The following is a 26,119-nucleotide window of genomic DNA, read 5'->3' on the forward strand; positions in this document are numbered from 1 at the left end:
GCACTTCTGATATATCAACTTGACGCGGGCGACCACCTGGTGAAAGCTTCTGGAATGAGGTCACTAAGCAATTCATACTGAGCGCAAGTTAAGTTACTGGGATAAGCTTTACTCATGTGGCTCTCTCGGTGCTGCGTGTTTTGCTATTGGCAGCTTACACTGAGAGAGTTTTTTTACTGCCTAACCCACTTTTCAAACATCCTCTTACAGGCTTGGATTGTTTGAACCATATTTTTTTTAGTAGTTATTTGTCATTTTTATACCTGGCTCAATTCAATTATATTACCGTCTGGATCTTGGGTGAACAAAGCTGCTCTACCAGAAGCACTCATTTGTACGGGACATTTGTTATTTATAATCTGCTCTTTAGCAGCATCTAAATTTGCCACAGAAAAAGCTAAGTGTCGGTTGCGACCTAACTTTTGGGAATCTACCATATCCGAGGGTATCTCAGAGACAATCAGGTGAATTTGAAACTCGCCGACTTGATACCATGCTCCCGGAAATTTAAGCGTTCTATCTATTTTAGATAATCTCAGTACCTTGCCATAAAAATGTTCTGCTCGTTCTAAGTCAGAAACGAGAATAGCTGCGTGGAGGCATTGGATAATTTGCATGGCTGGTTTGGTTAGAAATAGGCGTAATTTTAATTATGCAGTAGGTTAAGGATGCGCGATCGCTCTCAAACCACAGAAAACCAAAATTAGCCTAACTCAGTGAATGCCATTCAGAGTTAGCTTGAAGAAATAAGCTAAAATTTCCTAATAGCAATGCAACTATAGCAGTGCTAAATGATTCGCGAAGGCGAGATACCCGACTTCTGTAAGAAGTCGGGTATCTCAATGACTGGCTCACAACTCAAATAGGATTGCTATAAATCGCATTCAAATAAAATTGTAAATAAAGATACTATGGAAGCCAAAAACCAGAGTCACGAGAGAAAGACTTGTCCGGCGGAAACTGCTTTAAAAGCCATTAGCGGACGCTGGAAGCTTTTTATTTGGGGAGAACTACTGACAGGAGTTAAACGGTTTGGTGAATTGCAACGATCTTTAGACGGGATTACCCAAAAGATGCTCACGCAGCAGCTTAGAGAAATGGAGCAAGACGGAATTATCCATCGGGAGGTTTATCTGCAAATCCCCCCCAAAGTGGAATATTCCCTAACACCTTTAGGGGAAAGTCTGAAACCAATTATCGATGCTATGCACGAATTCGGAACCCAGTTGTGAAATTACTTGCCGGTGTAGCGGTGCTTAACTCCGATGGGAAAATACTCAGGATCGCCAGTTAGAGTTAGTGTAACTTGCGGCATTTGGTATTCTGCGGGGACGTAGTTAGCAAATTCGCTGTTAAGCCGTAGTAACTGTTTGAGAATGGAGGATGCGATCGCATCCTGCTTCTGTTCACTTTCATCGACCCCAGATGCTAACTCCACAACAATTGACAAAAACCGATTCTTATCTGTATCTTCCTTAACTTGCAATACGAATTTACCTGTCACCCACTCTCGAATAATTGGCTGTTCCAATCCCACCGTCACATTTTCCGGGTAAATATTCGCGCCGAAGTAAGAAACTGTAAAATTACGCCCGAAAACATAGACAAAAGGTAGAGGATGAATTCCTCTCCCACTTTGTAGCTGCAATATTTCTATAGGATTGAATCCCCATTCTGCCAAGAACTGGAGCATCGCATCATAAGAGATTAAACCCCCCGTATCCAAAATGTTATAGCGTACCAAGGGGATACCGTTATGGCCGGAAAACAGCAACGTGCTATCAATAACCTCGAAAAAGCGGCTCAAAGGGTCATACTGTACCAAGGTAGGTAAGCGCGATTCACCGAACAAAGCACGAGACGCATCTGGATTATTTGCTAAAAACCTGCGAATGCAAATACTAAGAGGTGTTTCGTTTCCTAAAACGCCTGCATCGGCTGTTCCATACAGCGAAGCTGAGTCATAGCAGGGATTCCGGGAACCAACTCGTTCACCTACAAGACTACGCCATTCTTCACTAAAAACTTCTCCAGCAAAAACCATTTTTATTTGATATTTATGCCACTCTATACCCCGCGCAATACCGCTATCAATAACATCCTTAATAAACGGCGGATATCCCAACAATACAACTTGCTCAAATGCTGAACCAAGTTCCTGCACAACTCGGAATATTTCTTCTTTGTTATTTCCGGGAGTAATAACAGTAAGGGGGTAGCCTTTACTGGCAAGATAGCGACAGCAATTTGTTGTGTACATTCCCCCCACCCAAGTTCCCAAAGTAAAGCAAATTACAGCTAAGGTGCGGCGTGTGTCAGCATAAAAGTTATCGTAAAAAATTTGCTCAAAACGTGTAGCAATCTGAAATTCATCGCTCAAAAAGCGAGGCCAAAATGTAGGCTTGCCAGTAGAACCTGATGAAACAGCAATTATATCGCAGCTTTCTAATTGCCCATTCCGGCACAAGTCCGCGAGTGAGTGACGCAGCAGGTAATTCTCTTTAGTAATCAGAGGAAGCTTTTGAAAATCCTGGTAACTTTGAATAGATGAAGGATTGACACCCTGTTCTTTCAGAAAAGCTTTGTAAGCGGGTATACTAGCAGCGACATCGTGAAATAATTGCCTAGCAGCAGCTTCTGGAGAAGAAGTGCAATGCTCTTCAAGTAGCCCCTGAAGGGGTGTATTTAGGAATCCTTGAAAAGCTGTAATTGCCCGTTGACTTTTTTCTTCCTGCATTGTTGCTTCTCTTTTTTGAAAGTGCTTCGCCTTATAGTGCTGATCGTTAATAAGTTGGGTTGAGCTACAGCGAAACCTAACAAATGATCATGTTGGGTTGAGGTAAGCATTACCCAACCCAACCTACTAGCGCGTCTATCCTAATTTGTTGGGTAAAGCAAGCCTATAATTTTGGAAATTTGGATTTTGAGAATTTTATCAATCCAGCATTCCAGCCCTCACGCGCTACTACTCACTGCGATTTTCTTTGTGAACTTTTGTACTTAAATTTCAGTTTCATCTAACACATGGGGCGGTTCCTGATTTGGTTGGTAAGTTGGAATTTCGATGATAAACTCTGTTCCCTCTCCTGGTGCAGAAATACAGCTCAATTTTCCGCCGTGTTTTTGTACGATAATTGAGTGCGAAATTGATAAGCCTAAACCAGTACCTTTGCCTACTGCTTTTGTCGTAAAGAAGGGGTCAAATAGCCGCTTCCTTACCGATTCTGGCATTCCTGAACCGTTATCATAAATTCGGATTGAAACTTTGTCTTTTTCTATAACTTCAGTGCGAATACGAATCTGGGGATTATGAGCAATTTTTCCATTTACAATTGACACCTGACGACTAGCTACTAACTCTTCCAAAGCATCAATTGCATTGCCGATGAGATTCATAAACACCTGATTAAGTGGCCCAGCGTAGCACTCAACAAGGGGTAACTTTCCATATTCTTTGATTACCTGAATACCAGGATGATCTGGACTTGCTCTTAGACGGCTATGCAAAATCATCAGGGTGCTGTCGATGCCTTCGTGAAGATCAACACCTTTCATCATCGCTTCGTCGAGGCGAGAAAAGTTTCGTAAGCTACGCACAATTTCACAAATGCGTTGCGTTCCCACTTTTATTGAAGATAGCATTTTGGGCAAATCTGACCTAATAAAATCGAGGTCGATAGCTTCTATTTCATCCAAAATTTCTGGTGTGGGATTGGGGTATTCTTGCTGATAAAGCGTTACTAAACCCAGTAAATCTTCGGCGTAATCCCAAACATGGGGTAGATTGCCGTGAATAAAGCTAACGGGGTTATTAATTTCATGGGCGACACCAGCAACTAGCTGCCCTAAACTAGACAATTTTTCGGTTTGAATCAGCTGGGATTGTGTCTGCTGAAGTTCCCGCACGGTTTGTTCCAACTGAGTCGCTTGTTGTTTTAATTGGGACTCTGCGTGCTTGCGTTTGGTGATATCATTACAAATGCTAACTAGCCCGATAATCTTGCCAGTTTTGTCTTTAATGGCATCAGCACGAAGCGAAATTGGTACAATGCGATCGCTCTTTGTTTTAATCTCTACTTCCCCCCGCCAAGAGTCACCTTTCATTACCGTAGAAAACACCTCTTGTACTACCAACGAATCGGTGTAAACTATCGCCTGTCCCCCAGCATTGTTTAGTTCATCTACAGTGTATCCAAACAAATTTATAAAAGCATGGTTGTGATAGATGGAAGTGCCATTATTATCGGTCATGGCAATTGCATCGCTAGAAGATTCTACGGCTTTTCTCAGTAATAAAAGTGCCTCTTCTGCCTGTTTTTGCGGTGTAATGTCTCTGGCAAAAACTACGACTCCCCCAATATTTCCCTCGTCATCGTGCCAAGGAACTCTATCCAGATTAAGCCAGATATTTTCTCCTGAGTAGGTTTTTATTTTTTCAACTATTCCAATTTTAGACTTTTTAGAATTGATTACTTCTAGGTCGTTTTGATGATATTTTGCTGCTTGAGCAGGATAAATATCATAGGTAGATTTACCTTCGATATCTTCCACTTTCATCCCCATCCATGCGGCAGCAGCTTTATTTATTTTTAAAATTCGGTTTTCTCTATCTTTGAACCAAATCATCACTGGCATGGCATCAAGAATGATTTGTTGATGTTGCTTTTCAGAGGAAGTGCTAATTCGTCTTTTAAGTTGGGCGTAAGCGTTGCTTAATGAACTTATAGTATTATTTAGTTCGACTGTACGTTCTTCTACTCTGAGTTCTAATTGTTCATTTGCTTTCTCTAGCGCTTCCTGGGCAGCTTTGCGCCGCGATATGTCTTCGATAGTTGCTATAAAATAGTCTGGTTCCCCAGAAGGTTTAAGCACAAGAGACTGAGATAAATTAATCCAGACAGAAAACCCGCTTTTGTGGATGTAGCGCTTCTCAATCGAGAACGTCTGAATTTTGCCTGTCAATAGCTGACTTATATATGAAAGATTAATATCAATATCGTCGGGGTGGGTAATATCTGGAAGCGATAAAGTTAGCAATTCCTCATGGCTATAGCCTAAAATATTACAAAACTTTTTGTTAACTCGCAGCCACCCTCCATCTAATGCTATATGGGCAATGCCAACAACAGTTTGCTCAAAGGTAGCATGGAATCTTTGCTCGCTAATCAGTAGCGCTTCCTCTAGTTGCTTGAGGGCAGCTTCGTTAATCAATTTTTTGCTAGATGTATTGATTTGCATTGCTTGTCAGACCTATATGTTTTACTAATACAAGAATTGCCCCCTCTATCTGTTTAAGGCAATACTTTAATTTCTAGTGTGATCGAAAACACATTAGAATGAGTTTGTATCACTGCAATCAATCAGGCGCTAAGCGACGATAGCCCCGCGCTAAAACTGTTTGCCTAAGCCATAAAGTTTTAATTTCTATGTATAATCGGAATTTCAATAATAAATTGTGTTCTCTGTCCAACTGCTGAAATACACTTTAAATCACCTTGGTGTTTTTCTACGACAATCTGATAGCTAATAGCTAAATCTAAACCAGTGCCTTTGCCTATCGGTTTCGTGGAAAAAAAGGGGTAAAATAGTTTTTTTTTTACATTTTTAGTCATACCTGAACCATTGTCTGCAATTTTAATAACTGCTAGATCGTCGTCTCGCATCAAAAGTACAGCCTCAAGCAATTTTCGATTTTAAATTTTCGATTTTTAAATTGCTTGCGGGTTTTACCTGTTTTGAGCAACGCCCAATCCAAAATCGGCCATCTAAAATTTGAAATTGGTTGGCTCCAAATTAGCAGCACTGGTGTGAAGACGAGAACGCCACCTACATTCCCAAGCCACCAAGTCCACCAAATCGCTTTATAAGCACTCCAAGGTGCGATGCCACCCAGACACATACTGGTGGTGCCGAAGGTGGCAGCTATTAACCAGATCAGCATCCCTCCAATTAATACAAAGTTAAAAACGCTACTCACCCGATTTAGCAGATTGCTGTACCCGATAAATCGGCGTATTAAAAAAGCACCCAACACGGGTGTCAAGGCATCTCCCACGGCACAGCCACTAGCAACTGCAAACACCACGGCTGGCAATCCGTCGATCGAAGTGCTGACGGCAAGGAACTCCCCCAGCCAGATACCAGGCCAAACGCCATAACCCAGCCGTAGGGTAGCTGCCAAGGCGATACCTGCCGGAGGCCAAACTGGTGTTACGTTTCCAGGGAGGGAAACCAGTAAAAGCCCAAGTTTAGCAGCACTATAGTAGATGACAGCAACAAATACCACGGCTGTCAACCGTGCCGCCGATTTGGGCAATGCAAAAAACTTCATTTTTAATATCTAACGCCACGATATGCCTTGAATTTAGTATTCCCCCTGAGCCGGGGGAAAGTAGATTTGAAGAATACAAAGAATTATTTTTAAAGACGGAGCAGTTGGTATATTCTCGGTCAATTTGTTATACCTAACTTGAATCTTCCACAGAATCAGCCCCAGGTTAATGATGCCCCTGTATTGCACCAAAGGACACGAGAATCCCACTGATTGCCGCTTTTGTCAGCATTGTGGCGAACCGCTGCCGGAGTTCGTCAGCAATAATATTGTGACGGGGATGATTTTAGGCGATCGCTATCGCATTGTGCGCGAACTGGGGCATGGTGGCTTTGGACGCACTTATCTGGCGGAAGACTTGAACCGATTCAATGAACCTTGTGTTTTAAAGGAATTTGCTCCCAAGGTTCAAGGCGCTTATGCTTTGCAGAAAGCTGAAGAACTATTTGAGCGAGAGGCGGGCGTACTCTACAAGCTGCGACATTCGCAAATCCCCAACTTTCGAGAAATGTTTCGGGTGAACCAGCAAAGCAAAGGATATCTGTTTTTAGTACAGGACTATGTGGAGGGTCAAACCTACCGTTCGTTGCTCGATGCTCGAAAATCTCAAGGGTTGCGGTTTAGTGAAGGGGAAGTACGCCAAATTCTACTGCACATTCTGCCAGTGTTGGACTATATCCACTCGCTGGGAGTGATTCACCGCGATATTTCTCCAGAAAACATGATTTTGCGGAGTTCCGATCAGCTTCCGGTGCTGATTGACTTTGGCGGCGTGAAGGAAGTTGCAGCAACGGTGGAATCGCAGTTTACTTTGGGAAGTGGCAATTCTCCGCCTTTGATCGCTACTCGCTTAGGAAAGCGGGGATACGCTCCTGACGAGCAGATGGACAAGGGATTGGTTTTTCCCAACAGCGATTTGTACGCTTTGGCAGCAAGTTTGTTAGTTTTGCTTACGCTCAAGCAACCCCACGAGATAATTGACAGCGAGACGCTGAAGTGGAACTGGCGGCGGGAAGTTAATCTTAGCCCGATGCTGGGAGATGTTCTGGATAAAATGCTGTCTCGGAGGATAAGCGATCGCTACCAATCTGCCAGAGAAGTTTTCCAAGCTCTCTCTGTCAATATACCTTCTACTGAGTTGCCTCCTACTCAACCGCCAGCGCCACCACCGATAGAACCCACACAGGCTGTTTCTCCTGCCTCATACCGCCCCCATCAACCGCCAATCGCCAACCTTCACGCCCAACCCTCCCATCAACAGAAAGGGGAGCCGCTTACTGCGAAACCCCAACCTACAATCCCCAAACGCCAATCCCCATTTGTCGGCATATTGGGTAAAATTTTGCTGGTGGCGCTGGTGATTATTGGTGCTACTGGACTCGGCTGGTGGGCTGGAAATTTGTGGATACAGTCGATGACTGGTTCCGAGGACAAAGGATCTGACTCCAACTCCTCAGATAATTCCACTGCGCCAACCGATCAGGAAAATCCTTCGCCGCAGTATTCGGCGGCGGAACGCGATCGCAAGCAACAGCTGCGCGATCGCCGCATTAGTTTGGGTGTTGACTACAATTTCTACGTAAACTGGGTAAATGATACTTTCTGGACGCGAAACCCAGAACAACGGGGAAAAATTCTCGGCGATGGTTCAGAATTTGAGCAATTGCGCCTGAGTTGGGATCAAACAGCCGCCCAGTTGCTCGATAAGTTGGAGCAGGCAAACTTGAGCGGTGCGTCGCGCCAGCGCTTGGGAAGCTACCAGCAGGAAGATCGCGATCGCTTCAAGGAGCAAGTCAACCAGCTGCGTCTTTCCAGTCGCGCCCTCTACGACCTCGCTGATGTCGTATTTTTCCAGCTATTCCCAGAGCAGCGCGGTAAAGATTTTCTCGCACAACCGATTGGTCAAGTATGGCACGCGATCGTTGCTGAGAAAGTCAAGGCATTGCAGGCTGGAGACGCTTTAGAAACCATTCGCTTCGATCCTGGCGCGGTTGGGAAACGAGTCAGAGGCACCCTCAAACCCAGAGAAGGCAAAGCCTACATCGCCAACTTTACCAAAGATCAATTGCTGGCACTTACTTTCACAAATAATCCAAAACTCCGCCTTTCCCTTTATCCTCCAACCACCGCCGTTCCCCCACTGCTGGAAGACTCGACACAAACAACTTGGTCGGGAAAACTTCCTCAATCAGGCTACTACGAATTTGTAGTAATTTCTGAAAACTCTGAACCCGTTGATTATCAACTCGACCTCGGCGTGGAAACCCCTGCTGCAACGCCATCTACATCTACTGCTCCTCAGTAATCATCTTTTGCCTCATGTCTTTAATTCCACAGGAACCTGCACAACGTCACTTGCCACTGCAAGGTAGTTACAACATCCGCGACATCGGCGGCTATGCGACTTTAGATGGTTGCCACACGCGCTGGCGACAAGTTTTACGGGCAGATAGTCTGCATCGCCTCACCCCAGAAAGCCAGCAAGCACTTATAGATTACGGTGTGCGAACAATTGTTGATTTGCGTCGTGTGTTTGAAGTTAACAATGCTCCCAATGTCTTCTCAGAATCAAAAGTAGTAACTTATCTAAACCTGCCCCTATTTGGTAACGAAGTTGTATCTGCTCTGATGCAAGCTAAAACACTGCTAGAACAGTATTGTTTGCTGCTGGATTCCTGTCAGAAACAGATGAAAGTCATTTTTGAGACAATAACAACCAGTTCGTTTCCTATGGTAGTGCATTGCTCAGCTGGCAAAGATCGAACTGGTCTGATTATTGCGTTCTTGCTAACTATAGCAAACGTGCCAGCAGAGACAATCGCCCAAGATTACGCCTTAAGTGAATCTTACCTGGCTCCGTTGTTTGAAAAAGACCTGGAAGTAGCAAGACGCAATGGCTACGCCCACATATTTGAATGTGAGCATGAAACAATGGTGGACACTTTAAATTACTTGCAAGAAAAGTATGGTGGCGCGATCGCATACTTACATAAAATTGGGATTACGGATGAGCAGATTAATCGTTTACGTACAATTATTGTTGATTAATCAGGGAGTATAGCAATTCAAAAATTGGGTGCGATACATCTGTAGGGACATGGCATTGACCATTGGTGTCAACTTAACGTTAGCTTGGCGGTTGAAACCGCAGCTACACAAACAAAACCCGGATGGTGCGCGGGTTTCAAAAGTCTTAATTTTCCGTTAGTCCGCGCAGGCGGACTTCGTTTTTCTAGCCGCGAATTCCATTCGCCAGGGCTTAAGTTGACACGAATCGGCATTGCCATGTCCCTACCAAGGTGGCTGTAACGCCTACAAGTGAGAACCGCTATATTTCTCGTTTTTCTATCCAAAATATTCAGCCTTTTCTTATCTTCCGATAATTGGAGGAGAAACAACGCGACGCAGTGGCGCTTCATTAGCCATTGAATATGTCATGAACAGCATACTTAACCGTTCTGTTTGCGGAAGACTCACTCGATAAATCAGGTTGTCCTGCTGCCACATCACAGAGGAAAATTCATAGGCGGGTTTTTGCTTTGAGCCTTCCAATAGATATCCCTTAATATTAGGCTTTAAGGTGATGCGATCGCCTGTAGCTTTATGTTTTTCTAAATCTCGGATAGCATTGGGCGAAGTATTCCTCGCTACAGAAAAACTGCCGAGTAAGCAGGGTTGGGGGCCGCTGATACAGGTAAACAGGCTAACTGTTAAACCAGCTGGAGTTTCCGAGGGAAAGACGCGGACAATTAACTTAGAAAAATCTATATCTTGAAAGCCACTAAGTTGAATTTGAGATGGTAAGCGCATTACCAACCCTAGCGGCAAGTTGCTTTGAATTTCTTGTAGATGGGGAGTAAATATTTCAGCTGGTCGCGCCTGAACTGGTTTGTTTCCAGACGCTATTACTACGATTCCAGCGATCGCTAGAATCAGGCGTGGAAATAATTTGTTAATTTGTAAAACTTGGTAAAGCAATTTTTAAATCTATCAAACTTTTAAAAGAAACAATAGCAGATGTCATGTACCTTAAGGTAGATTTTCTGCTCGAAAACAGAAGTAGATGAACAATATCCGTGACTTATAGCTGACTAAAGAAATTCAATTTGCAATTTATGATTACAAGTAAACCTTTGTAAAGTATCTTCAGTCTAAATACACAGCCACCCTATTTCTAGTTTATCGCCCCGTCGGGCGGTCAGCCTGATAGTCTCCTGATTGGAACCTCACCGTGCCATTTAATTTTATGTCTGCTGAATTATCTACTAAAAATCAAAAGACACAGCAAGAGGGAAAAAGCAAAAGTCAAAGAATGCTTCTTTTGCCTTTCGCCTTTTTATTATTGCCTTACTTGTCAAGTTGCGGTATATTGCCGCCGCAGCAAGCGGATGCTCAAGCTCCACAACAGCAACAACGGGGAGGAGCCGGAGGGATAACCCCAGTGGATGTAGCGATCGCTCGCACCGACACTCTCCAAGAAGAGATAAAGTTTATCGGCACCACTCGCCCAGTTCGGGAAGTTTCGGTGCAACCCCAAGTGGAAGGACGGCTGCTATCTCTGAAAGCGGACGTGGGAGATACAGTGGCGCAGGGTCAAATTGTTGCCCAGTTGGATGACACGATATTGTTAACCAACGTCAATCAGGCGCAAGCCGAACTTGCAACTCTTCAATCGGAAGTGGCACGCGCCCAAACTCAGGTAGGCAATGCACGGACACAGGTAGAACAGGCAAAAGCTCAATTGCAGCAAGCACAGAGGGACGCGGCTCGACTGGCTGGATTGGCGCGGCAAGGTGCGATCGCTCAGCAACAAGCAGAATTAGCCCAAACAGAAGCTCAAACGGCTCAACAAGCTTTGCTCTCTGCTCAGGCACAGGTGAGTACAGAACAGCAAGCAGTCGTAGCGGCTCAAGGCAGAGTTAAGGCTCAACAATCTGTACTGGCTCAAAGTCGCGAACGCCAATCCTATTCAGTATTAACTTCCCCAATTAGCGGCGTTGTCGTTTCCAAAGGGATAGAACCGGGCGATTTGGCGAACCCAGGTAGTGAAATCTTGAAAATTGGAGATTTCAGTCGCGTCACGGTGGTAGTGCCAGTTTCAGAATTAGAACTGTCAAAAATTCGGGTTGGGCAATCGGTACGGGTACAGCTAGACGCTTTTGCAAACAGGGAGTTTCTTGGAGAAGTAGTTCGCATTTCTCCGGCGGCAAATGTAGCGGCTCGTCAAATACCAGTGGAAGTCACAATTGCCAACCCTAAAGGTGAGATTGGCAGCGGACTACTCGCACGGGTGAGCTTTTCGTCAACTGCCTCCGAACGGGTAGTGGTGCCGCAAACTGCCCTGCAAGAGAAACCCGGCGGTAGGGGCGGGGCAACCTCGCCCACAGAGGGTCAGGGGAGCAGAGAGGCTAGAAGCGGTGGTGCCGCAACCACTCCGGAACAGGCACGCAATTCAAAATCCCAAACCGAAAATCCTAAATCTAGCCAAGCGACAGTATTTGTTTTGGACAGAAACGGGAAACAGCCAACAGTGCAGGCTCGATCGGTGACAGTAGGCGATCGCGCAAATGGAAAAGTCGAAATTCTCTCTGGTTTAAAACCAGGAGAGAGATTTGTCAGTCGCAGTGGTAAGCCGCTAAAAGATGGTGAGCCAGTGCGCTTAAGTGTTCTTTCTGAAACTCAGTAACGGGCAATCGGGATTCACCAATTAGCAATTAGCAATTAGCAATTACCATGTCTGGATTTAGCATAAGCGCGATCGCCATCCGCCGTCACATCGGCACACTCATGCTCACCATCACTACGTTGGTGCTGGGAGTCTTCTTTCTCTCCCAACTGCAAGTTGATTTGTTGCCGTCTATCACCTATCCCCGGATTGGCGTGCGGCTAGAAGCCCCTGGAATCTCTCCAGAGGTAGCAGTTGACGAAATCACTAAGCCGCTAGAAGAAACTTTGAGCGCCACAGAAGGAGTGGTGCAAGTTTACTCCCAAACCCGCGAAGGGCAGGTAAGTTTAGACTTGTACTTTGAACCGGGTGGCAACATTGACCAGGCGCTAAACGATGCCACGGCTGCCTTTAACCGAGGTCGTAGTAGACTCCCCAGTACCATCGAAGATGCCCGCTTATTTAAAGTTGACCCCTCCCAGCTGCCCGTTTACGAAGTGGCGCTGCAATCTTCTTCGCTGGGGGATGCGGAGTTGCGAGTCCTTGCTGATGAAGAATTATCCCGCGAACTCGGTGTAGTTGATGGTGTCGCCGCTGTCGATGTTGCGGGTGGAGTGGAAGAACAAGTCCGGGTGCAAATTGACCTGAATCGCCTACAGGCGCTGGGGGTGAGTTTGGTAGATGTGTTGAATGCTTTAGGCGATCGCAACCAGGATGTCTCTGGCGGTCGCTTGCAAGGGGCTGACTCCGAACCGCTAACCCGCACCGTCGGACGCTTTCAGAATGCCCAAGAAATTAGCAATCTCTCCTTTGAAGTTGGTTCCCCAACCCCCAGCGCAGTAGGAGCGCAAAGCCCCGCACTTTTACCGCAATCTCGCGTTTATCTAAGAGATTTTGCCGAAGTCATTGATGGCACAGAAGACCAGCGGGTATTTGTCTATCTGAATGGGCAACCAGCGGTAAAACTCAGCATCCAAAAGCAACCGGATGCCAATACTATCGAGGTTGTGGATGGAGTTAAAAAACGGATAGAAGAACTGCGCCAAGCTGGGGTAATTCCCGAAGACATGAAACTGTTGGCAACGCTGGATGAATCGAAATTTATCAGCAATTCGATCTCCAACGTGACCAGTTCCGGATTGCTGGGTGCAGGGTTGGCAGCGGTGGCGGTGATGCTATTTCTAGGTAGCGCCCGTCAAACTTTAATTATTATCATCGCCATTCCCCTAGCGACCATCGCGGCGATTATCTTAATGCAGCTATTTGGACTCTCCATCAACATTTTCAGCTTAGGTGGTTTGGCACTGGGTGTGGGGATTGTTGTAGACAACTCTATCGTAATGATGGAGACAATTGCCGAAGGTGCTGGCATGATTCCGGGTCAGGATAGCAAAGCCCGCATGAATAGCCAGCAAGTAATCGATCAAGCAGAACGCAGTGGTCGCGAGGTGGAATCGGCGCTAATTGCCTCTACCACTACTAACTTGGTGTCTGTGCTGCCGTTTTTGCTGATTGGTGGCTTTTTCTCCCTGCTATTTAATGAATTAATTCTTACCATTAGTTTTTCTGTAGCTGCCTCTCTATTGGTGGCGCTGACAGTTGTGCCAGCACTCAGTTCCCGATTGTTGGCAATCCAGTGGTCAAGTGGCCTAGGTAAGTTTTGGCCTTTGCGGGAATTTAACCGCCGATTTGAGGCAGCGACTGGCAGCTATACCCGCTTTCTAACTGGAGTAGTGCGTTATCGGTTGTTAGTCATCGCCGCTATTATTCTGCTTTTCGGCGGCAGTAGTTTGTGGATGGTCGGTCAAATTCCTCAAGAAATTCTGCCTCGGATTAATACAGGTCAAGCAAATTTGTTTGCCCAGTTTCCTCCCGGAACTAGCGTGGAAACTAACCGCAAAGTGATGGCACTGGTGGACGAAATTCTGGTTAAACAGCCGGAAAGCGATTATGTATTTAGCACAGCCGGAGGTTCTCTGTTCGGCAGCAACACCAATGCCAATCCCCTACGAGCTTCCAGCTCAATTACTCTCAAATCAGGTACAGATGTCGAGAAGTTTGTTGAGAAAGTCAATCAGGAGTTAAACAAGCTTAATTTGGCGGGGATTCGTCTGAGACTGAATCCCGGTCAGGTACGAGGAATTATTTTAAGTAACTCGCCAGTGCGGGGGGCGGATGTGGATATCATCCTCCAAGGAAACGATGAGCAGCGGTTGCAACAAGCGGGGCGGCAAGCGCTGCAAGCCTTGGATGAGCAGGTAAAAAGTGCAACTTTCCGACCTGATGCTGACTCTCGACAACCAGAAGTGCAGATTCGACCGGATTGGGAGCGTGCAGAGGAGTTGGGGTTGACAACGCAAGACATTGGGCAAACGATCCAGACGGCAATCGAGGGGTCAGTCCCGACTCAGTTGCAAAGAGGCGATCGCTTAGTTGATGTCCGCGTTCAATTCAATGAACAATCCGTGCAACGCGGTTCGCAGCTTGCACAGATTCCCTTATTTGTCAACAACAACAGCTTAGTCCGTTTGGGTGATGTCGCTACCATTTCCGAAGGTCAAGCCCCCGGTGAAGTTCAGCGGATTAACCAACGACAGGTTTTTATCATTGCGGGTAGTCTGAGTGAAGGAGCTAACCTTAGCGATGCCTTGACAGAGGTAGACGAGGTACTGGGGAATTTGCGATTACCCGAAGGCGTGAGCGTGATTCCCAGTTCGACAGCGGAAACGAATCAGCAGTTGCAAAACTCCTTGACAATTTTAGGAGGTTTAGCTGCTTTCTTGGTTTTCGTCGTCATGGCGGTGCAATACAACTCCTTAATTGACCCCTTGGTAATTATGCTCACGGTGCCGCTGGCTTTAGCGGGGGGCATTTTGGGGCTTTATATCACCCAAACCCCTATCGGTGCTACGGTGCTAGTCGGTGCGGTACTGCTGGTGGGGATTGTGGTGAACAACGCCATCATCATGGTCGAGTTGGCTAACCAGATTCACGAACAAGAAGGCATCGACCGACAAGCGGCGATTTTAAAAGCGGCTCCCATGCGCCTGAGAGCGATTATGATGACCACCATCACCACGGTTCTCGGCTTGTTTCCGTTGGCGCTGGGAATCGGGGAAGGCTCAGAATTTCTGCAACCGCTAGGCGTTGTGGTGTTTTCCGGTCTATCGCTGGCGACACTGCTAACGTTGTTTATTATTCCCTGCTTCTACGTGCTGCTGCACCAGTTCCCATCTGTGAAATTGCCGCGATTTAGTTTTAAAAAGAAATCTCGCAAGGCTTTTCGAGGCAAGGAACAGCCAAGTCCTTCACAAAGCAAAAAGGAACAGATAAAACTTAAATAACCCAGCAATTATCTCGTTCATAATCTCTGACTAGGAACGAGATAATCGTTTTTACAGGGGCTTCCAGCCGAATGAAGTACAGGCTATCTGGAGAGATACCCGATTTCTTGGAGAAGTCGGGTATCTGTACTCGCCCGAAAAGCGCTGTATAAGTAATGGCGACTACCCAAGGACAGATGGGGATTATGCTAATTTTTATAAAGTTCCTTAATAATCCGAATCTTATGAGCTTGGAGATCCCCGTCTCGATTAAACCCTGGCTTAATTTCATTCACCCGGCTTTAATGTGGGTGCTGCTAGGTGTATCCGTCTATGCCCTGTATTTAGGCGTTAAACTCCGAAAAACTAGATATGCTGAAGGGGAAGCCAAGAAAGAGCTGATCAAAGGCAGATATAATGTCCGGCACTATCAGGTAGGTTCAGTGCTTTTGGGGTTGATGGTAATCGGTACGCTTATCGGTATGGGCGCTACTTACATCAACAATGAAAAACTGTTTTTTGGACCTCACCTTCTAGCTGGGTTAGGCATGACAGGTATGATTGCGGTTTCAGCTTCCCTGTCTCCCTATATGCAAAAGGGTCACGATTGGGCACGTTACACTCACATTGTGTTGAATTCTGCTCTCTTAGCGCTGTTTGCCTGGCAAGCTTTCAGTGGTGTGGAAATTTTGCAAAGGATTATTAGCAAGATGTAACCTAGCTAATGGCTAATAGCTAGTTCAAGAGCTATTAGCCATTAGCCATTAGCCCTTTTTTCTCGCTTTTTTCGGTAAGGGTAAGCCGAGAGTGGTGTGAAAGTCTTCCTGCACTTTGTGGGTGAGACGGCGGGAAACTTGGCGGACGATTTGCGCGAGTAAGCGATCGCCTGTATTCTGGATCGCAGACTTGGGCAACTTGTAAATAAACTTGGGAAACCGCAGGTAAACTGTTAAATCCAGCTGCCACTGAACGCGGGTGATGGTCAACCCATCTGTCGGTACTTCCACCAATTCCATCACCGCTTTATAGTCAACCTCATAGCCCGGAGCCACGTAATCTGGAATCTGTATCGTTTGGATACGATAAACGCCGCGATCCTGGGGTAGCAGTTCTAAGCCGATTTTTGGCTCTACCTCATAGCCAAAAGCCCCAAAACGCCCTATTACTAGCGAATAGCCGTTTTCTCCCAGCGGTTGGGCTGCCATCGGGTGGGCGCAGCGACAGAACCAACCTTGGTGAGTATCCAGATACTTAGCTACTGTGTGAGCATCGGTATACAGTTCCATGCTGTCTTCAAAGCGAGTGTGAAACCGCGTTGGCTCAATCGTACTGTCAGCTTCTACAACTAAATTGTCTAACTCCATGAAACTTGGTTCTAGATTGCACATTGCTGACTGAATCTCAATCGCTTGACTATCAACAAATTGTGACTGCATCACCTGCTCTCCTGCGATGGTTGCCGTTTCCCTATATAAAGGATTCCCCCAAAGAGTCCAATTGTTTCCATAAACTGCATTTTTTTTCTAAAAGACGACAACGCCTCATAGTTCATACAATTGAAAAGTTGGACTTTACTGCAAAATAAAAATTTTCTCTGTCCAATAAGCATAGCTTGCGAATTTAAAAGTGGACACGTGTAATATACGGAGAAAGGGATGAAAGCATTTGTAGCAGGGGCAACGGGAGAAACTGGTCGCCGGATTGTACAAGAACTGGTGAAGCGAAATATACCTGTTCGGGCGTTAGTACGGAACATGGAAAAAGCTAGGGGAATTCTCCCAGATGCGGCGGAATTAGTAGTTGGAGATGTGTTGAAGCCAGAAACTCTCAGTGTTGCTTTGGGTGATAGTACGGTAGTGTTATGTGCTACTGGTGCCGCACCAGGTTTTGACCCGACTGCACCGTACAAGGTAGACTACGAAGGCACAAAAAATTTAGTAGATGCAGCCAAAGCTAAGGGAATTGAGCAATTTGTACTGGTTTCTTCAATTGGTGCTTCTCAATTTTTCCATCCGCTGAACCTTTTCTGGCTGATTCTCGTCTGGAAGAAGCAAGCTGAGGAGTATATTCAGAAAAGCGGTTTGACTTACACAATTGTGCGTCCAGGGGGTCTGAAGAATGAAGACAGCTCAGACTCGGTGGTAATGTATAACGCAGATACCCTGTCTTTGAGTGGCAGCATTCCCCGTCAGAAAGTGGCGCAGACGTGTGTGGAAGCACTATTTCAACCAGCGGCTCAAAACAAAATTGTGGAAGTCATTGCTAAGCCGGAAGCTTCTCCAAAAAGCTGGGAGCAACTTTTTGCTGAGGTAGCATGATTGAGACGTCACCTAAAAAGCAGAGAACCGCTGCGATCGCTGGCATCATTGGATTGCTATGCTTGCTCTTTTACATAAGGGCTTGCGAAAAACCGCTATCGCGCCTAGTATTAGACCCATCTGGAGGGGCGGACGGGACACAGCCGCTGGTGATGCAGGGAGGCGATCCTTATATTCGCGCTTTGATGCGGACAATTTCTGCTAGCGAAGCAAACGTGGCTCATCCTTACTCAGTGATCTACGGTGGCGATCGCGTCAGCGACCTCAGCAATCACCCTCAGCAGTGCGTCACCATTGTTAATGGCCCAAATATGGGAAATTGCTCAACTGCGGCGGGACGCTATCAGATGATCAACACGACTTGGTTTGAGAAGGCTAAACGCTATCATCCACATCCGTTTGAGTTTATGTTTTGGCAGTCTTATAGCTTTGAGGCGGAATTTCAGGATGCGGTGGTTTATGCTTGGTTGAGCGACGCAGGTGCTTGGGGCGTTAACATTTCAGAGTTACTGCGGCAAGGTAAGATAAATCAGGTTTTGCGGCGGCTTTCTGGCACTTGGACAAGTTTGGGGTATGGAATAGAAAACAATTCCATGAGTAGCAAGTTGCCGAGGATTTATCAGCAAATGCTGAAAGAGGAACTAAAAGCCTCTGGGTGAAAAAAGGCATAAGCCAAAAAACGAAACTAGATTTCTTAGGGTGCGTTAGCGTTATTGTTAACGCACCTTTCTCAAAATATGCTGATTTTAGGCAGTTTTTCTAGTTCTCATAAATCTCTAAAGGTAATCCATCTGGATCGCTAAAGAAAGTAAACCGCTTGCCAGTAATTTCATCGATTCTAATATCTTCTACTTGTATATCTTTAGATTTTAAATAGCAAACTGATTTATCTATATTTTCGACTACAAAAGCTAAATGCCTCAATCCGCAAGCTTCCGGGCGGCTCATTCTTTGAGGCGGATTAGGAAACGAGAATAATTCTATTTGAGCGCTACTACCAACTCCCAAATCTAATTTATAAGAATTTCTTTCTTCTCTAAATGTTTCTTTTATAACGAAAAAGCCTAAAACTTCTACATAAAATTGTTTTGATTTTTCATAGTCAGAGCAAATTATGGCGACGTGATGAATTCCGGTAGTTTCCATAATTTTATTCCGATAAACTTACGATTTTTTGGTAGCCATTGCCATACGTTGAGGTAATGATACCAAAATTACAATGATTCTTAACTTAAAAAGAGTCTAACATTTTTAACGAAGTCATTCAGATTTTCAAAATGAACATTATGTCCACAAGCTTTAATAATGTTCAGCTTCGCTGATTCACATAGACTAGCCATTTCCGAATTAATATTAATAAATTTCTTGTCATATTCCCCAACCAGCAAAAGCAGAGGCGTTTTATTCTCTTTTAACTTATCCCATAAAGAAGGCTGACATCCACTACTTAAATTACGCAATGACTTAGCCAACTCTATTGGATTATTTTGTAAACGATACTCTACAAGACGCTCAAATTCTGGGTGTTTTTTAAGAGAAGCAAAAAGCGGTTGACTATACCAGTTTGATAGAAAAGATGTAAAAATCGTTGTTTCTAATTGATGGGTTATTTCAAAATCCCGTTGACTTCTTTCCCATCGTTCGGGTTCACTCTTCAAGCCTGGAGATGCGGATTCCAGTACAACTTTATGAAAATACTTAGGGAAATTAAGAGTTAGATACAAAGCTAAACGTCCACCCATCGAATAACCTACTAAAAAACATTTTTCAATGTTTAAACTATCTAGTAGTTTGATTAATGCGTGGGCAGTGTTTGCCATTGTGTAGCAATTATTTTCACCGATAATTCTAGTTTTCCCATGACCGGGAAGGTCAACGGACAGACAATAAAATTGGTCAGATAATAAGGATATAGCTTGATTAAATTCATTGACATCTCCCAAAAAGCCATGCAAAAAAAGAATTAGTGGCTTATCGGCGCTACCACTGAAAGAATAATGAAATTGATAATTGTCAAAATTCATTTTCTACAAATGCTTTTAAAAAGCCTATTTGATATATAAACAGTCGCTTTACGAATGCGATCGCATTCTCCCGGATGCAGCAAACTAGCGAAGCGTAGCGTACCATGAAGGAGATTTCGCGCACTTTCACCTGAACTTAAATAAAAGTCAACCAACCAAAAACTTGTTCAGGTGTTAGGAAACCGCGTAAAATCGTTAGGTTTGTATTCCACTCAACTGCGAACCGCTATAGCAGTTTCATTGATACAAAAAAACCCTGCGAACAGGGTTTTTTGTCAAGTAGCTATAGAGAAAAACGCAATGCAGCCATCACCCTGAGTCGAGATTGATTTCTTAAATTAAGGCAGAAATCGATCTAAAGCAGCCTTTAACTCTTCGATCTCAACTTCAATATTGCCTTCTTTGGCAGCACGACCGATACACTCAGTTAAATGCTCATCCAAAATCATCCGCGCCACCCGATCCAAAGCACCCCGCACGGCAGCAACCTGCACGAGGACATCAGGACAGGGGCGGCTTTCCTGTACCATCGTCTTAATGCCCCGGATGTGTCCTTCAATCCGAGATAGGCGGTTAATTACTCGTCGCAGTGATTCTTCGCTGTGGACGTGATGATGGGGCGACTCTTCATCCTCATGAGTATGCGGATGATCCTGAATCGGAAAGGTTTGGTCAAGTTTAGGGTTCGATCCAATCATGTAGAGTCGTCCATAAGGCATCTGTATAACATAATCTAACCTATCTGAGGGTCAGTACCTCTGGTAGTTTAAAGAAATTTGGGATGTAGGGAAAACCGCATCAGCGATCGCGTCTGAGGAAAGCCAATTCCACTGTAAAAATAGCTGTAGGGCTATTTATTGTTGCCGCCTAGACCATCACAAAGCTAAAAATTGATGCTATGCAGTTTCCATTTTCTCAATTTCCACGTCAAATCGCTACCTATCTATTTTCCATCCTTTTAGGAGCCATTCTTACATCTGGCGTTTATCGCGTCCTGCCATCTCAAGCCGGGGTTGCTCCTAAGAAATTTTCATCATATCAGGAGGCACCGGCGCTACTTGCACAAAGCACTATCTCCAGAATTCCCGAAACAGCTGCTGGCAGTTTTGTTACCGCAGCGGTGAATCGGGTGGGTAAAGCTGTAGTAAGGATTGATACCGAGCGTACAGTCAACCGCAACCTCGATCCATTATTTGATGATCCCTTCTTCCGGCGTTTTTTTGGCGAAGAATTGCCAAGAGGCCCTATGCAAGAGCGTCTGCGCGGTCAAGGCTCTGGTTTCATTATTGACAAGAGCGGAATTATCCTAACAAATTCCCATGTAGTGAATCGAGCTGATAAGGTGACTGTGAGACTCAAGGATGGACGTACCTTGGAAGGAAAAGTACAAGGTGCAGATCCGGTGACAGATTTGGCAGTAATTAAGATCAATGACAGCAGCGATTTGCCAGTGGCACCACTAGGAGATTCTAACGAGGTGCAAGTAGGAGACTGGGCGATCGCAGTCGGCAATCCTCTAGGATTGGATAATACCGTTACCTTGGGAATTATCAGCACCCTCAAACGCTCCAGCGCCCAAGTCGGTATTCCCGACAAACGGATAGACTTCATTCAAACTGATGCAGCGATTAATCCCGGCAACTCCGGTGGGCCATTGTTAAATCAGCAAGGCGAAGTTATTGGCATTAACACGGCAATTCGCGCCGATGCAATGGGTATTGGCTTTGCGATTCCCATCAATAAGGCTAAAGTAATCTCCAGCGCACTAGCACGCGGGGAAAAAGTTGCCCATCCCTATCTCGGTATCCAGATGGCAACCCTGACACCAGAAGTAGCAGCTGAAAATAACAGCGACCCTAATGCTCCCTTTGAGGTGCCGGAAATCAATGGCATTTTAGTGGTGCGAGTTCTGCCAAATACTCCAGCAGCAGCATCTGGAATGCGTCGGGGGGATGTGATTGTCCAGATTGACGGACAAGCAGTGGAAACCGCCGCTGAGTTACAGCGCATCGTAGATAGTAGCGGCATCGGTCAGATGCTAGAGATGAAAGTGCAACGCGGCAAACAGACTACATCTATCGGCATCCGCACTGGCGAACTGCAAGAACAATCTTAGAAAAGGCAAACATCTTCGGTAAGTAAAAGGAAAGGGCGCACAATTAGCTTGTGCGCCCTTTCCTTTGCGGGGTACTGTACTGGGGACTGGACAAGACTTATGCCAGTCCCTCATCCCTAGTCCCTTTCTTTAGTCCTCGTCATCCTCGAAGTCGCCATCGTCATCATCATCAACGAGTTCGTCATCATCTAGAACCGGAGACAAGGAAGCGCCGCTTCCCATTCCGTAAGTGGGTCGTTCCTCAAATCCCATTCCGGGATTGTAAGCGCGTGCTGTGCGGTCATCCAGCACCACATCCAGTGCGTCTTCCTCAACATCGAGTCCGGTTGCAAATGCCCCAGTAAAGTCAACCGTCTCGTTGTTTGCTTCCTCAAAGGCGTTGAACCCGGTTCCGGCTGGAATCAGTCGTCCGATGATCACGTTCTCCTTGAGACCGCGCAACCAGTCAGATTTACCTTCGATCGCCGCCTCGGTCAGCACCCGCGTCGTCTCTTGGAAAGATGCCGCAGAGATAAAGCTGTCTGTGTTCAAACTAGCTTTGGTAATCCCCAGCAACATTGGCGTGTATTGTGCTGGCGCTCCTCCGGTGATGGCGATCGCTTCGTTGACTTGCTCTATCTGCCGCAACTCCACCAGTTCCCCAGGCAGCATGATAGTGTCCCCACCATCATCCACCCGCACCTTGGAGGTCATCTGCCGTACTATCACCTCAATATGCTTGTCAGAAATATCAATCCCCTGTGATTGATACACCGACTGCACCTCGTTCACCAGGAAGGTCTGGACTTTCTGCAATGCCCCTAGCGCTGCTTCATAGATGCCCATCGTCTCGCGATAATGGTCGAAGAAAATCTCCAGAATCTCGTGCGGGTTCGCAGGACCATCAGTCAGCGCTTCTGCTGTCTCCACACTCATGCCGTCACCGACAATCATGTTCTGACCAGGGCCTAGCGGGTAGTCAGCTACTACCCCATCCGCCTCGACTACCTTAATATCCTCAGCTTCCTGCTGGGAGCCATAAACCACCTGCGTCGTCCCCGATCGCCGTGTTAAAATACACGCCTCCTTCGGTTTCCGAGCTTCTAGCAGTTCCTCAATCCTGGGCAAACCCTGGATGATATCCCCAGTCTTGGCTCGTTCAAACACCAGCAGCACCAGGTTATCCCCCCGCTGCACCAAATCACCATCGTCAATGTGCAGCACAGCTCCCGAAGACACTCGGTAAGGACGCGCCAAACGCAAAGTTACTGAATTCTCAGTTACTGAAAGCACTTGACCGGATTCCGGTGTTGGCAGTCCCGGCGCAAGAGGAGTCCCCGACACCAATAGCGATCCGGGCTTTACGGTAGGCTTCGCTCCTGATGTTTCAATCGTTACGCGATCGCTATCCCGAATCAGCAGCACCCGACGAATCGCAGCATCCCCAGGACGAATCCCGCGCACTTCTCCTGCGTCTTTGCACTGAATCTCAGTTCGCGCCACAACCGCCCCCGGCTCTATTTGCTGCCCATCCGTCACCATAATCCGGGTGTGCGTGCTGCCGCTCAAAGGATCTGCCACCGTATCCCGCCGGATCACCAGCGTCTCAGACACCAGCAGTTGCAACCGATACTCGGAATAGTTTTGAGTTTCTCGGCTTAAGTTTTGAGTTGAATCTTCTGGCTCAGAACTCCCGCCGGAGTCATCAGTCCTGTCGATTGGCAACAACTCAATATCCGCTGCCAGCAGTTCCAGCCCCGCTATAGACGCAGGTTTCAAACCCGCCCCTTCCGCTGAGCCATCTTGCTCGCCTCCAGCGCCAATTTCCAGCACCAGCTGCGTCCGCAACAGTTCCAGCGCTTCTTTTGACTTTACCCGCTCCCCATCTTTATATGGCAGCCGCTGCACCGCGCGCAGCTCAATAGTGTATCGTCCTTTGCTGGAAAGCGATGCTTGCGAAGGTACGCTTGGTTCATCGGGTACTTGGAACTCCACCACCGGACGCAGCAACAATGCTGGGCCCTCTGGAGTCTCCACAAATTCAATGTACCGAAGTTCGTTTGTCACCAGCCCAGGAACTATTTCCTGTCCGGGATAAAACAGAGTTGCGTCTTTCCCCATCACTGCCTCTGGGTCGTCCACCAGATGTAGATCCCCAGGCTTAATCACAATCTCCCGCAGAATATCATTTTTCTGCGTCACTTCCACCAGACCCGAAGTCTGACAGAAGATATCTTTAACTACCTCAGTCCCGACTTCTACATATTGAGCGTCCTCAACCTGTAACAAGGAAATATCCTTATTCACCTCGTGGGACTCTTCCGGTATCCACAGCAGCGTCCCGCCTTTGATGACTTCGTACCCCAGTTTGGCTTTTGCTTTTTTGGCAACTTCCACCCCAGCGTATTTAATAATTCCCCCGGTGGTAGTGCGATAGCGGTCGTCTATCAACTCCGCAACCACCGCGTGATTCTGCACCTTCGTCCCTGGTGCCGCCTTCAACTGAAAGCGCTGTGACTCGCCAGTGTAAATCGTGTAGTGGTCTCGCCCAGCGGTCGTTTCTGACCGCACCCGCGCTTGGTCTAGCAGTACAGAAGCCGTGATGATTTCAATCTCTCGACCCCTAGAACTTCCAGTCTCCGCCTTCAGGCGCACCACTCCTCCATGCTCACTCACCAATTTGGTTTCTGCTAGCACGTCTTGGTGCTCCACCATCGTACCATTCTGGACTACTGCTTCTGCCCCAGGCGGCAAGTTGTAAACTTCCCCTGAGAGAATCCACAACAAACCACCCCGCGCTGCAATTCGGGTAGTGTTCCCTTGACGGTCGGTTTTCTCTTCTGGCAGCAATCCTTCAAATTTCACTTCTCCCGCCAAGTCGGTAGTTACGTCCTTGGCAGCTTTTTCCGTGTGTGCCTTGGTCGGGGCAACAATTGCTACCTCTGCCAATAGCACTCCCTCGCTTACTGTGTCTCCAGTATTGCAGTATAGGGTTGAAGCCTGAGTCAGAGGAATTGTCGTTGCTTCCCCTCCGGAAGCAGGTTCCAATACCAATGCGCCATTGTTAGATTCCACCAACAGAGCATCTTCCCCGTGCCGAGTTCTTAAGGGGCGCGTCCGCATCCCCCGGCTGAAACGCACCTTTCCATCAAAAGGCGCTCTCACTTGTCTGGCAACCTCTCCGGTAAATACTCCTCCGGTGTGGAACGTCCGCATCGTCAGCTGGGTTCCCGGTTCCCCGATACTCTGGGCGGCAATAATCCCGACTGCTTCTCCCAAATCTACTGGGTGTCCGTGGGCCAAACTCCATCCGTAACAAGACTGACAGACGGATCTCGCGGCTTCGCAAGTCAGAGGCGATCGCACGATCACTTCTTCTACCCCAGATGCCGCGACTGCTTGTGCCAATTCTTCTGACAACGGCTGATTTCTCGTCATCACCACTTCTCCAGTGGTGGGGTGAATCACATCCTCTGCCAAAACTCGGCCCAAAAGACGGTCGCCCAGTGGAATCAAAACGCGATCGCCCGAAGTCATTGCCGTAACCTTCACCCCCCTTGGGGTGCCGCAGTCCACTTCCCGCACAATCACATCCTGGGACACATCCACCAAGCGTCGGGTCAGATATCCAGAATCCGCCGTCCGCAAAGCAGTATCCACCAATCCCTTCCGCGCTCCATAAGAAGAGATGATGTATTCCGTCACCGTCAGACCTTCCCGGAAATTGGTCTTAATCGGCAAGTCAATAATTTCCCCTTGGGGGTCTGCCATCAAACCACGCATCCCCACCAACTGGCGCACCTGGGAAATATTTCCCCGCGCCCCAGAAAACGCCATCATATACACGGAGTTCAAGGGGTCTTTCTTCCGGAAGTTGCGAACCACCTCATCTTTTAGTGACTCAGAGGTGCTGTTCCAGGTATCAATTACCTTTTGGAAACGCTCTACTTCCGTAATTTCTCCCCGCGCATAGCGGGCCTCTGTAGCGCGAATTTCCGTCTCAGCCGCTTCCAGCAGATCCCGCTTGGAATCCGGTACCTGCAAGTCATCCACGCTGATAGAAACACCCGCTTTGGTTGCGTAATGGAAGCCTAAATCTTTCAGCCGATCTGCCATTTGTGATGTCCGGGCTGACCCATAGTTGGTAAACGCCCAGGCAACCAGCTTCTTCAGCTGCCCTTTATCAACCATTCGGTTGTGAAAAATATTTTTGATTTCAGGTTGCTCTGCCATTTTTGGATTTTAGTTTATGGATTTTGCAGAGGTTGGAGTTTCTCCGCCTCTGATGATTAAGCCAGCGCAAAGACTTCGGATTTTGGATTAAAAAGTTACTCAGTTTCCCTTACAATTTCTTACTTCCTGG

General features: G+C 46.7%; 20 protein-coding genes and 1 pseudogene. 9 read left to right on the top strand and 12 right to left on the bottom strand.

The genetic code is table 11. From position 1 onward, the window contains the following. Window positions 1–257: 257 nt before the first annotated feature. Window positions 258–617, bottom strand: a complete 360-nt coding sequence (locus tag NDI42_RS14700) for a VOC family protein (RefSeq protein WP_190458497.1) — start codon at window positions 615–617, stop codon at window positions 258–260. Window positions 618–911: 294 nt separating this feature from the next. Here NDI42_RS14700 and NDI42_RS14705 point away from each other — a divergent pair, with 294 nt between their 5' ends. After that, on the top strand, window positions 912–1,232 hold the full coding sequence (locus NDI42_RS14705; RefSeq protein ID WP_190458499.1) for a winged helix-turn-helix transcriptional regulator: 321 nt from the start codon (window positions 912–914) through the stop codon (window positions 1,230–1,232). A 2-nt stretch (window positions 1,233–1,234) separates the two neighbouring features. On the opposite strand, the gene NDI42_RS14710 is transcribed toward NDI42_RS14705, so the two are convergent. The 4 genes and pseudogenes from NDI42_RS14710 to NDI42_RS14725 all read right to left on the bottom strand — a co-directional run bounded on the left by NDI42_RS14710 (window position 1,235) and on the right by NDI42_RS14725 (window position 6,331). Then, window positions 1,235–2,737: a phenylacetate--CoA ligase family protein gene (locus tag NDI42_RS14710; protein ID WP_190458501.1), complete on the bottom strand. Its 1,503-nt coding sequence runs from the start codon at window positions 2,735–2,737 to the stop codon at window positions 1,235–1,237. A 263-nt stretch (window positions 2,738–3,000) separates the two neighbouring features. Continuing rightward, on the bottom strand, window positions 3,001–5,238 hold the full coding sequence (locus tag NDI42_RS14715; protein ID WP_190458503.1) for a PAS domain-containing sensor histidine kinase: 2,238 nt from the start codon (window positions 5,236–5,238) through the stop codon (window positions 3,001–3,003). 179 nt (window positions 5,239–5,417) lie between these two features. Continuing rightward, window positions 5,418–5,645, bottom strand: a pseudogene (locus NDI42_RS14720) (sensor histidine kinase); the annotation flags it as partial. A 17-nt stretch (window positions 5,646–5,662) separates the two neighbouring features. Continuing rightward, entirely contained in the window at window positions 5,663–6,331 is a 669-nt protein-coding gene (locus tag NDI42_RS14725; protein WP_190458507.1) for an MASE1 domain-containing protein, read from the bottom strand. A 169-nt stretch (window positions 6,332–6,500) separates the two neighbouring features. On the opposite strand from NDI42_RS14725, the gene NDI42_RS14730 reads away from it, so the two are divergent. Together NDI42_RS14730 and NDI42_RS14735 are read left to right on the top strand one after the other, a co-directional pair. Next, window positions 6,501–8,636, top strand: coding sequence for a serine/threonine-protein kinase (locus tag NDI42_RS14730; RefSeq protein WP_190458509.1), 2,136 nt, complete (start codon window positions 6,501–6,503; stop codon window positions 8,634–8,636). Between the two features lie 14 nt (window positions 8,637–8,650). Beyond that, a complete protein-coding gene (locus NDI42_RS14735; protein WP_190458511.1) occupies window positions 8,651–9,379 on the top strand; it encodes a tyrosine-protein phosphatase in 729 nt (242 codons plus the stop codon). A 321-nt stretch (window positions 9,380–9,700) separates the two neighbouring features. Here the strand turns inward: NDI42_RS14735 and NDI42_RS14740 are convergent, their stop codons facing one another. After that, window positions 9,701–10,309: a hypothetical protein gene (locus NDI42_RS14740; RefSeq protein WP_190458513.1), complete on the bottom strand. Its 609-nt coding sequence runs from the start codon at window positions 10,307–10,309 to the stop codon at window positions 9,701–9,703. Window positions 10,310–10,577: 268 nt separating this feature from the next. Between NDI42_RS14740 and NDI42_RS14745 the strand changes: the two genes are divergently transcribed. The 3 genes from NDI42_RS14745 (at window position 10,578) to NDI42_RS14755 (ending at window position 16,035) form a co-directional block, all read left to right on the top strand. Beyond that, window positions 10,578–12,017 (top strand): efflux RND transporter periplasmic adaptor subunit, encoded by a 1,440-nt coding sequence (locus NDI42_RS14745; protein WP_190458575.1) that lies wholly within the window; start codon window positions 10,578–10,580, stop codon window positions 12,015–12,017. A gap of 47 nt (window positions 12,018–12,064) precedes the next feature. Next, complete coding sequence (locus tag NDI42_RS14750; protein ID WP_190458515.1) at window positions 12,065–15,340, top strand: efflux RND transporter permease subunit; 3,276 nt, start codon at window positions 12,065–12,067, stop codon at window positions 15,338–15,340. A 224-nt stretch (window positions 15,341–15,564) separates the two neighbouring features. After that, entirely contained in the window at window positions 15,565–16,035 is a 471-nt protein-coding gene (locus NDI42_RS14755) for a DUF4079 domain-containing protein (protein ID WP_190418891.1), read from the top strand. Between the two features lie 48 nt (window positions 16,036–16,083). On the opposite strand, the gene NDI42_RS14760 is transcribed toward NDI42_RS14755, so the two are convergent. Beyond that, the gene (locus NDI42_RS14760; RefSeq protein ID WP_190458518.1) at window positions 16,084–16,755 is read right to left on the bottom strand and encodes a DUF1997 domain-containing protein; all 672 of its coding nucleotides are present in this window, start codon (window positions 16,753–16,755) and stop codon (window positions 16,084–16,086) included. Between the two features lie 219 nt (window positions 16,756–16,974). Here NDI42_RS14760 and NDI42_RS14765 point away from each other — a divergent pair, with 219 nt between their 5' ends. Together NDI42_RS14765 and NDI42_RS14770 are read left to right on the top strand one after the other, a co-directional pair. Beyond that, window positions 16,975–17,637, top strand: coding sequence for an SDR family oxidoreductase (locus tag NDI42_RS14765; RefSeq protein WP_190458520.1), 663 nt, complete (start codon window positions 16,975–16,977; stop codon window positions 17,635–17,637). Then, window positions 17,634–18,296 carry a glycoside hydrolase family 24 protein gene (locus NDI42_RS14770; protein WP_190458521.1) on the top strand — a complete coding sequence of 221 codons (663 nt, stop codon included), beginning with the start codon at window positions 17,634–17,636 and terminating at the stop codon, window positions 18,294–18,296. The genes NDI42_RS14765 and NDI42_RS14770 overlap by 4 nt, the downstream gene beginning before the upstream one ends. A gap of 100 nt (window positions 18,297–18,396) precedes the next feature. Here NDI42_RS14770 and gloA2 read toward each other — a convergent pair whose 3' ends face one another. The 4 genes from gloA2 to NDI42_RS14790 form a co-directional block, all read right to left on the bottom strand. Next, on the bottom strand, window positions 18,397–18,783 hold the full coding sequence (gene gloA2, locus NDI42_RS14775) for an SMU1112c/YaeR family gloxylase I-like metalloprotein (protein WP_190458523.1): 387 nt from the start codon (window positions 18,781–18,783) through the stop codon (window positions 18,397–18,399). An 80-nt stretch (window positions 18,784–18,863) separates the two neighbouring features. Beyond that, window positions 18,864–19,661 carry a 2-succinyl-6-hydroxy-2,4-cyclohexadiene-1-carboxylate synthase gene (gene menH, locus NDI42_RS14780; protein ID WP_190458525.1) on the bottom strand — a complete coding sequence of 266 codons (798 nt, stop codon included), beginning with the start codon at window positions 19,659–19,661 and terminating at the stop codon, window positions 18,864–18,866. Next, window positions 19,651–19,791, bottom strand: a complete 141-nt coding sequence (locus NDI42_RS14785) for a hypothetical protein (RefSeq protein WP_348231419.1) — start codon at window positions 19,789–19,791, stop codon at window positions 19,651–19,653. The genes menH and NDI42_RS14785 overlap by 11 nt, the downstream gene beginning before the upstream one ends. A 208-nt stretch (window positions 19,792–19,999) precedes the next feature. Further along, on the bottom strand, window positions 20,000–20,359 hold the full coding sequence (locus NDI42_RS14790) for a metal-sensing transcriptional repressor (protein WP_190458527.1): 360 nt from the start codon (window positions 20,357–20,359) through the stop codon (window positions 20,000–20,002). 200 nt (window positions 20,360–20,559) lie between these two features. Here NDI42_RS14790 and NDI42_RS14795 point away from each other — a divergent pair, with 200 nt between their 5' ends. After that, window positions 20,560–21,777: an HhoA/HhoB/HtrA family serine endopeptidase gene (locus NDI42_RS14795; RefSeq protein WP_190458528.1), complete on the top strand. Its 1,218-nt coding sequence runs from the start codon at window positions 20,560–20,562 to the stop codon at window positions 21,775–21,777. A 129-nt stretch (window positions 21,778–21,906) separates the two neighbouring features. Here NDI42_RS14795 and NDI42_RS14800 read toward each other — a convergent pair whose 3' ends face one another. Next, window positions 21,907–25,989, bottom strand: coding sequence for a DNA-directed RNA polymerase subunit beta' (locus NDI42_RS14800; RefSeq protein WP_190458530.1), 4,083 nt, complete (start codon window positions 25,987–25,989; stop codon window positions 21,907–21,909). Window positions 25,990–26,119 lie beyond the last annotated feature (130 nt).

Origin of the sequence: Funiculus sociatus GB2-C1 (assembly GCF_039962115.1) — a bacterium.
Lineage (GTDB): Bacteria > Cyanobacteriota > Cyanobacteriia > Cyanobacteriales > FACHB-T130 > Funiculus > Funiculus sociatus.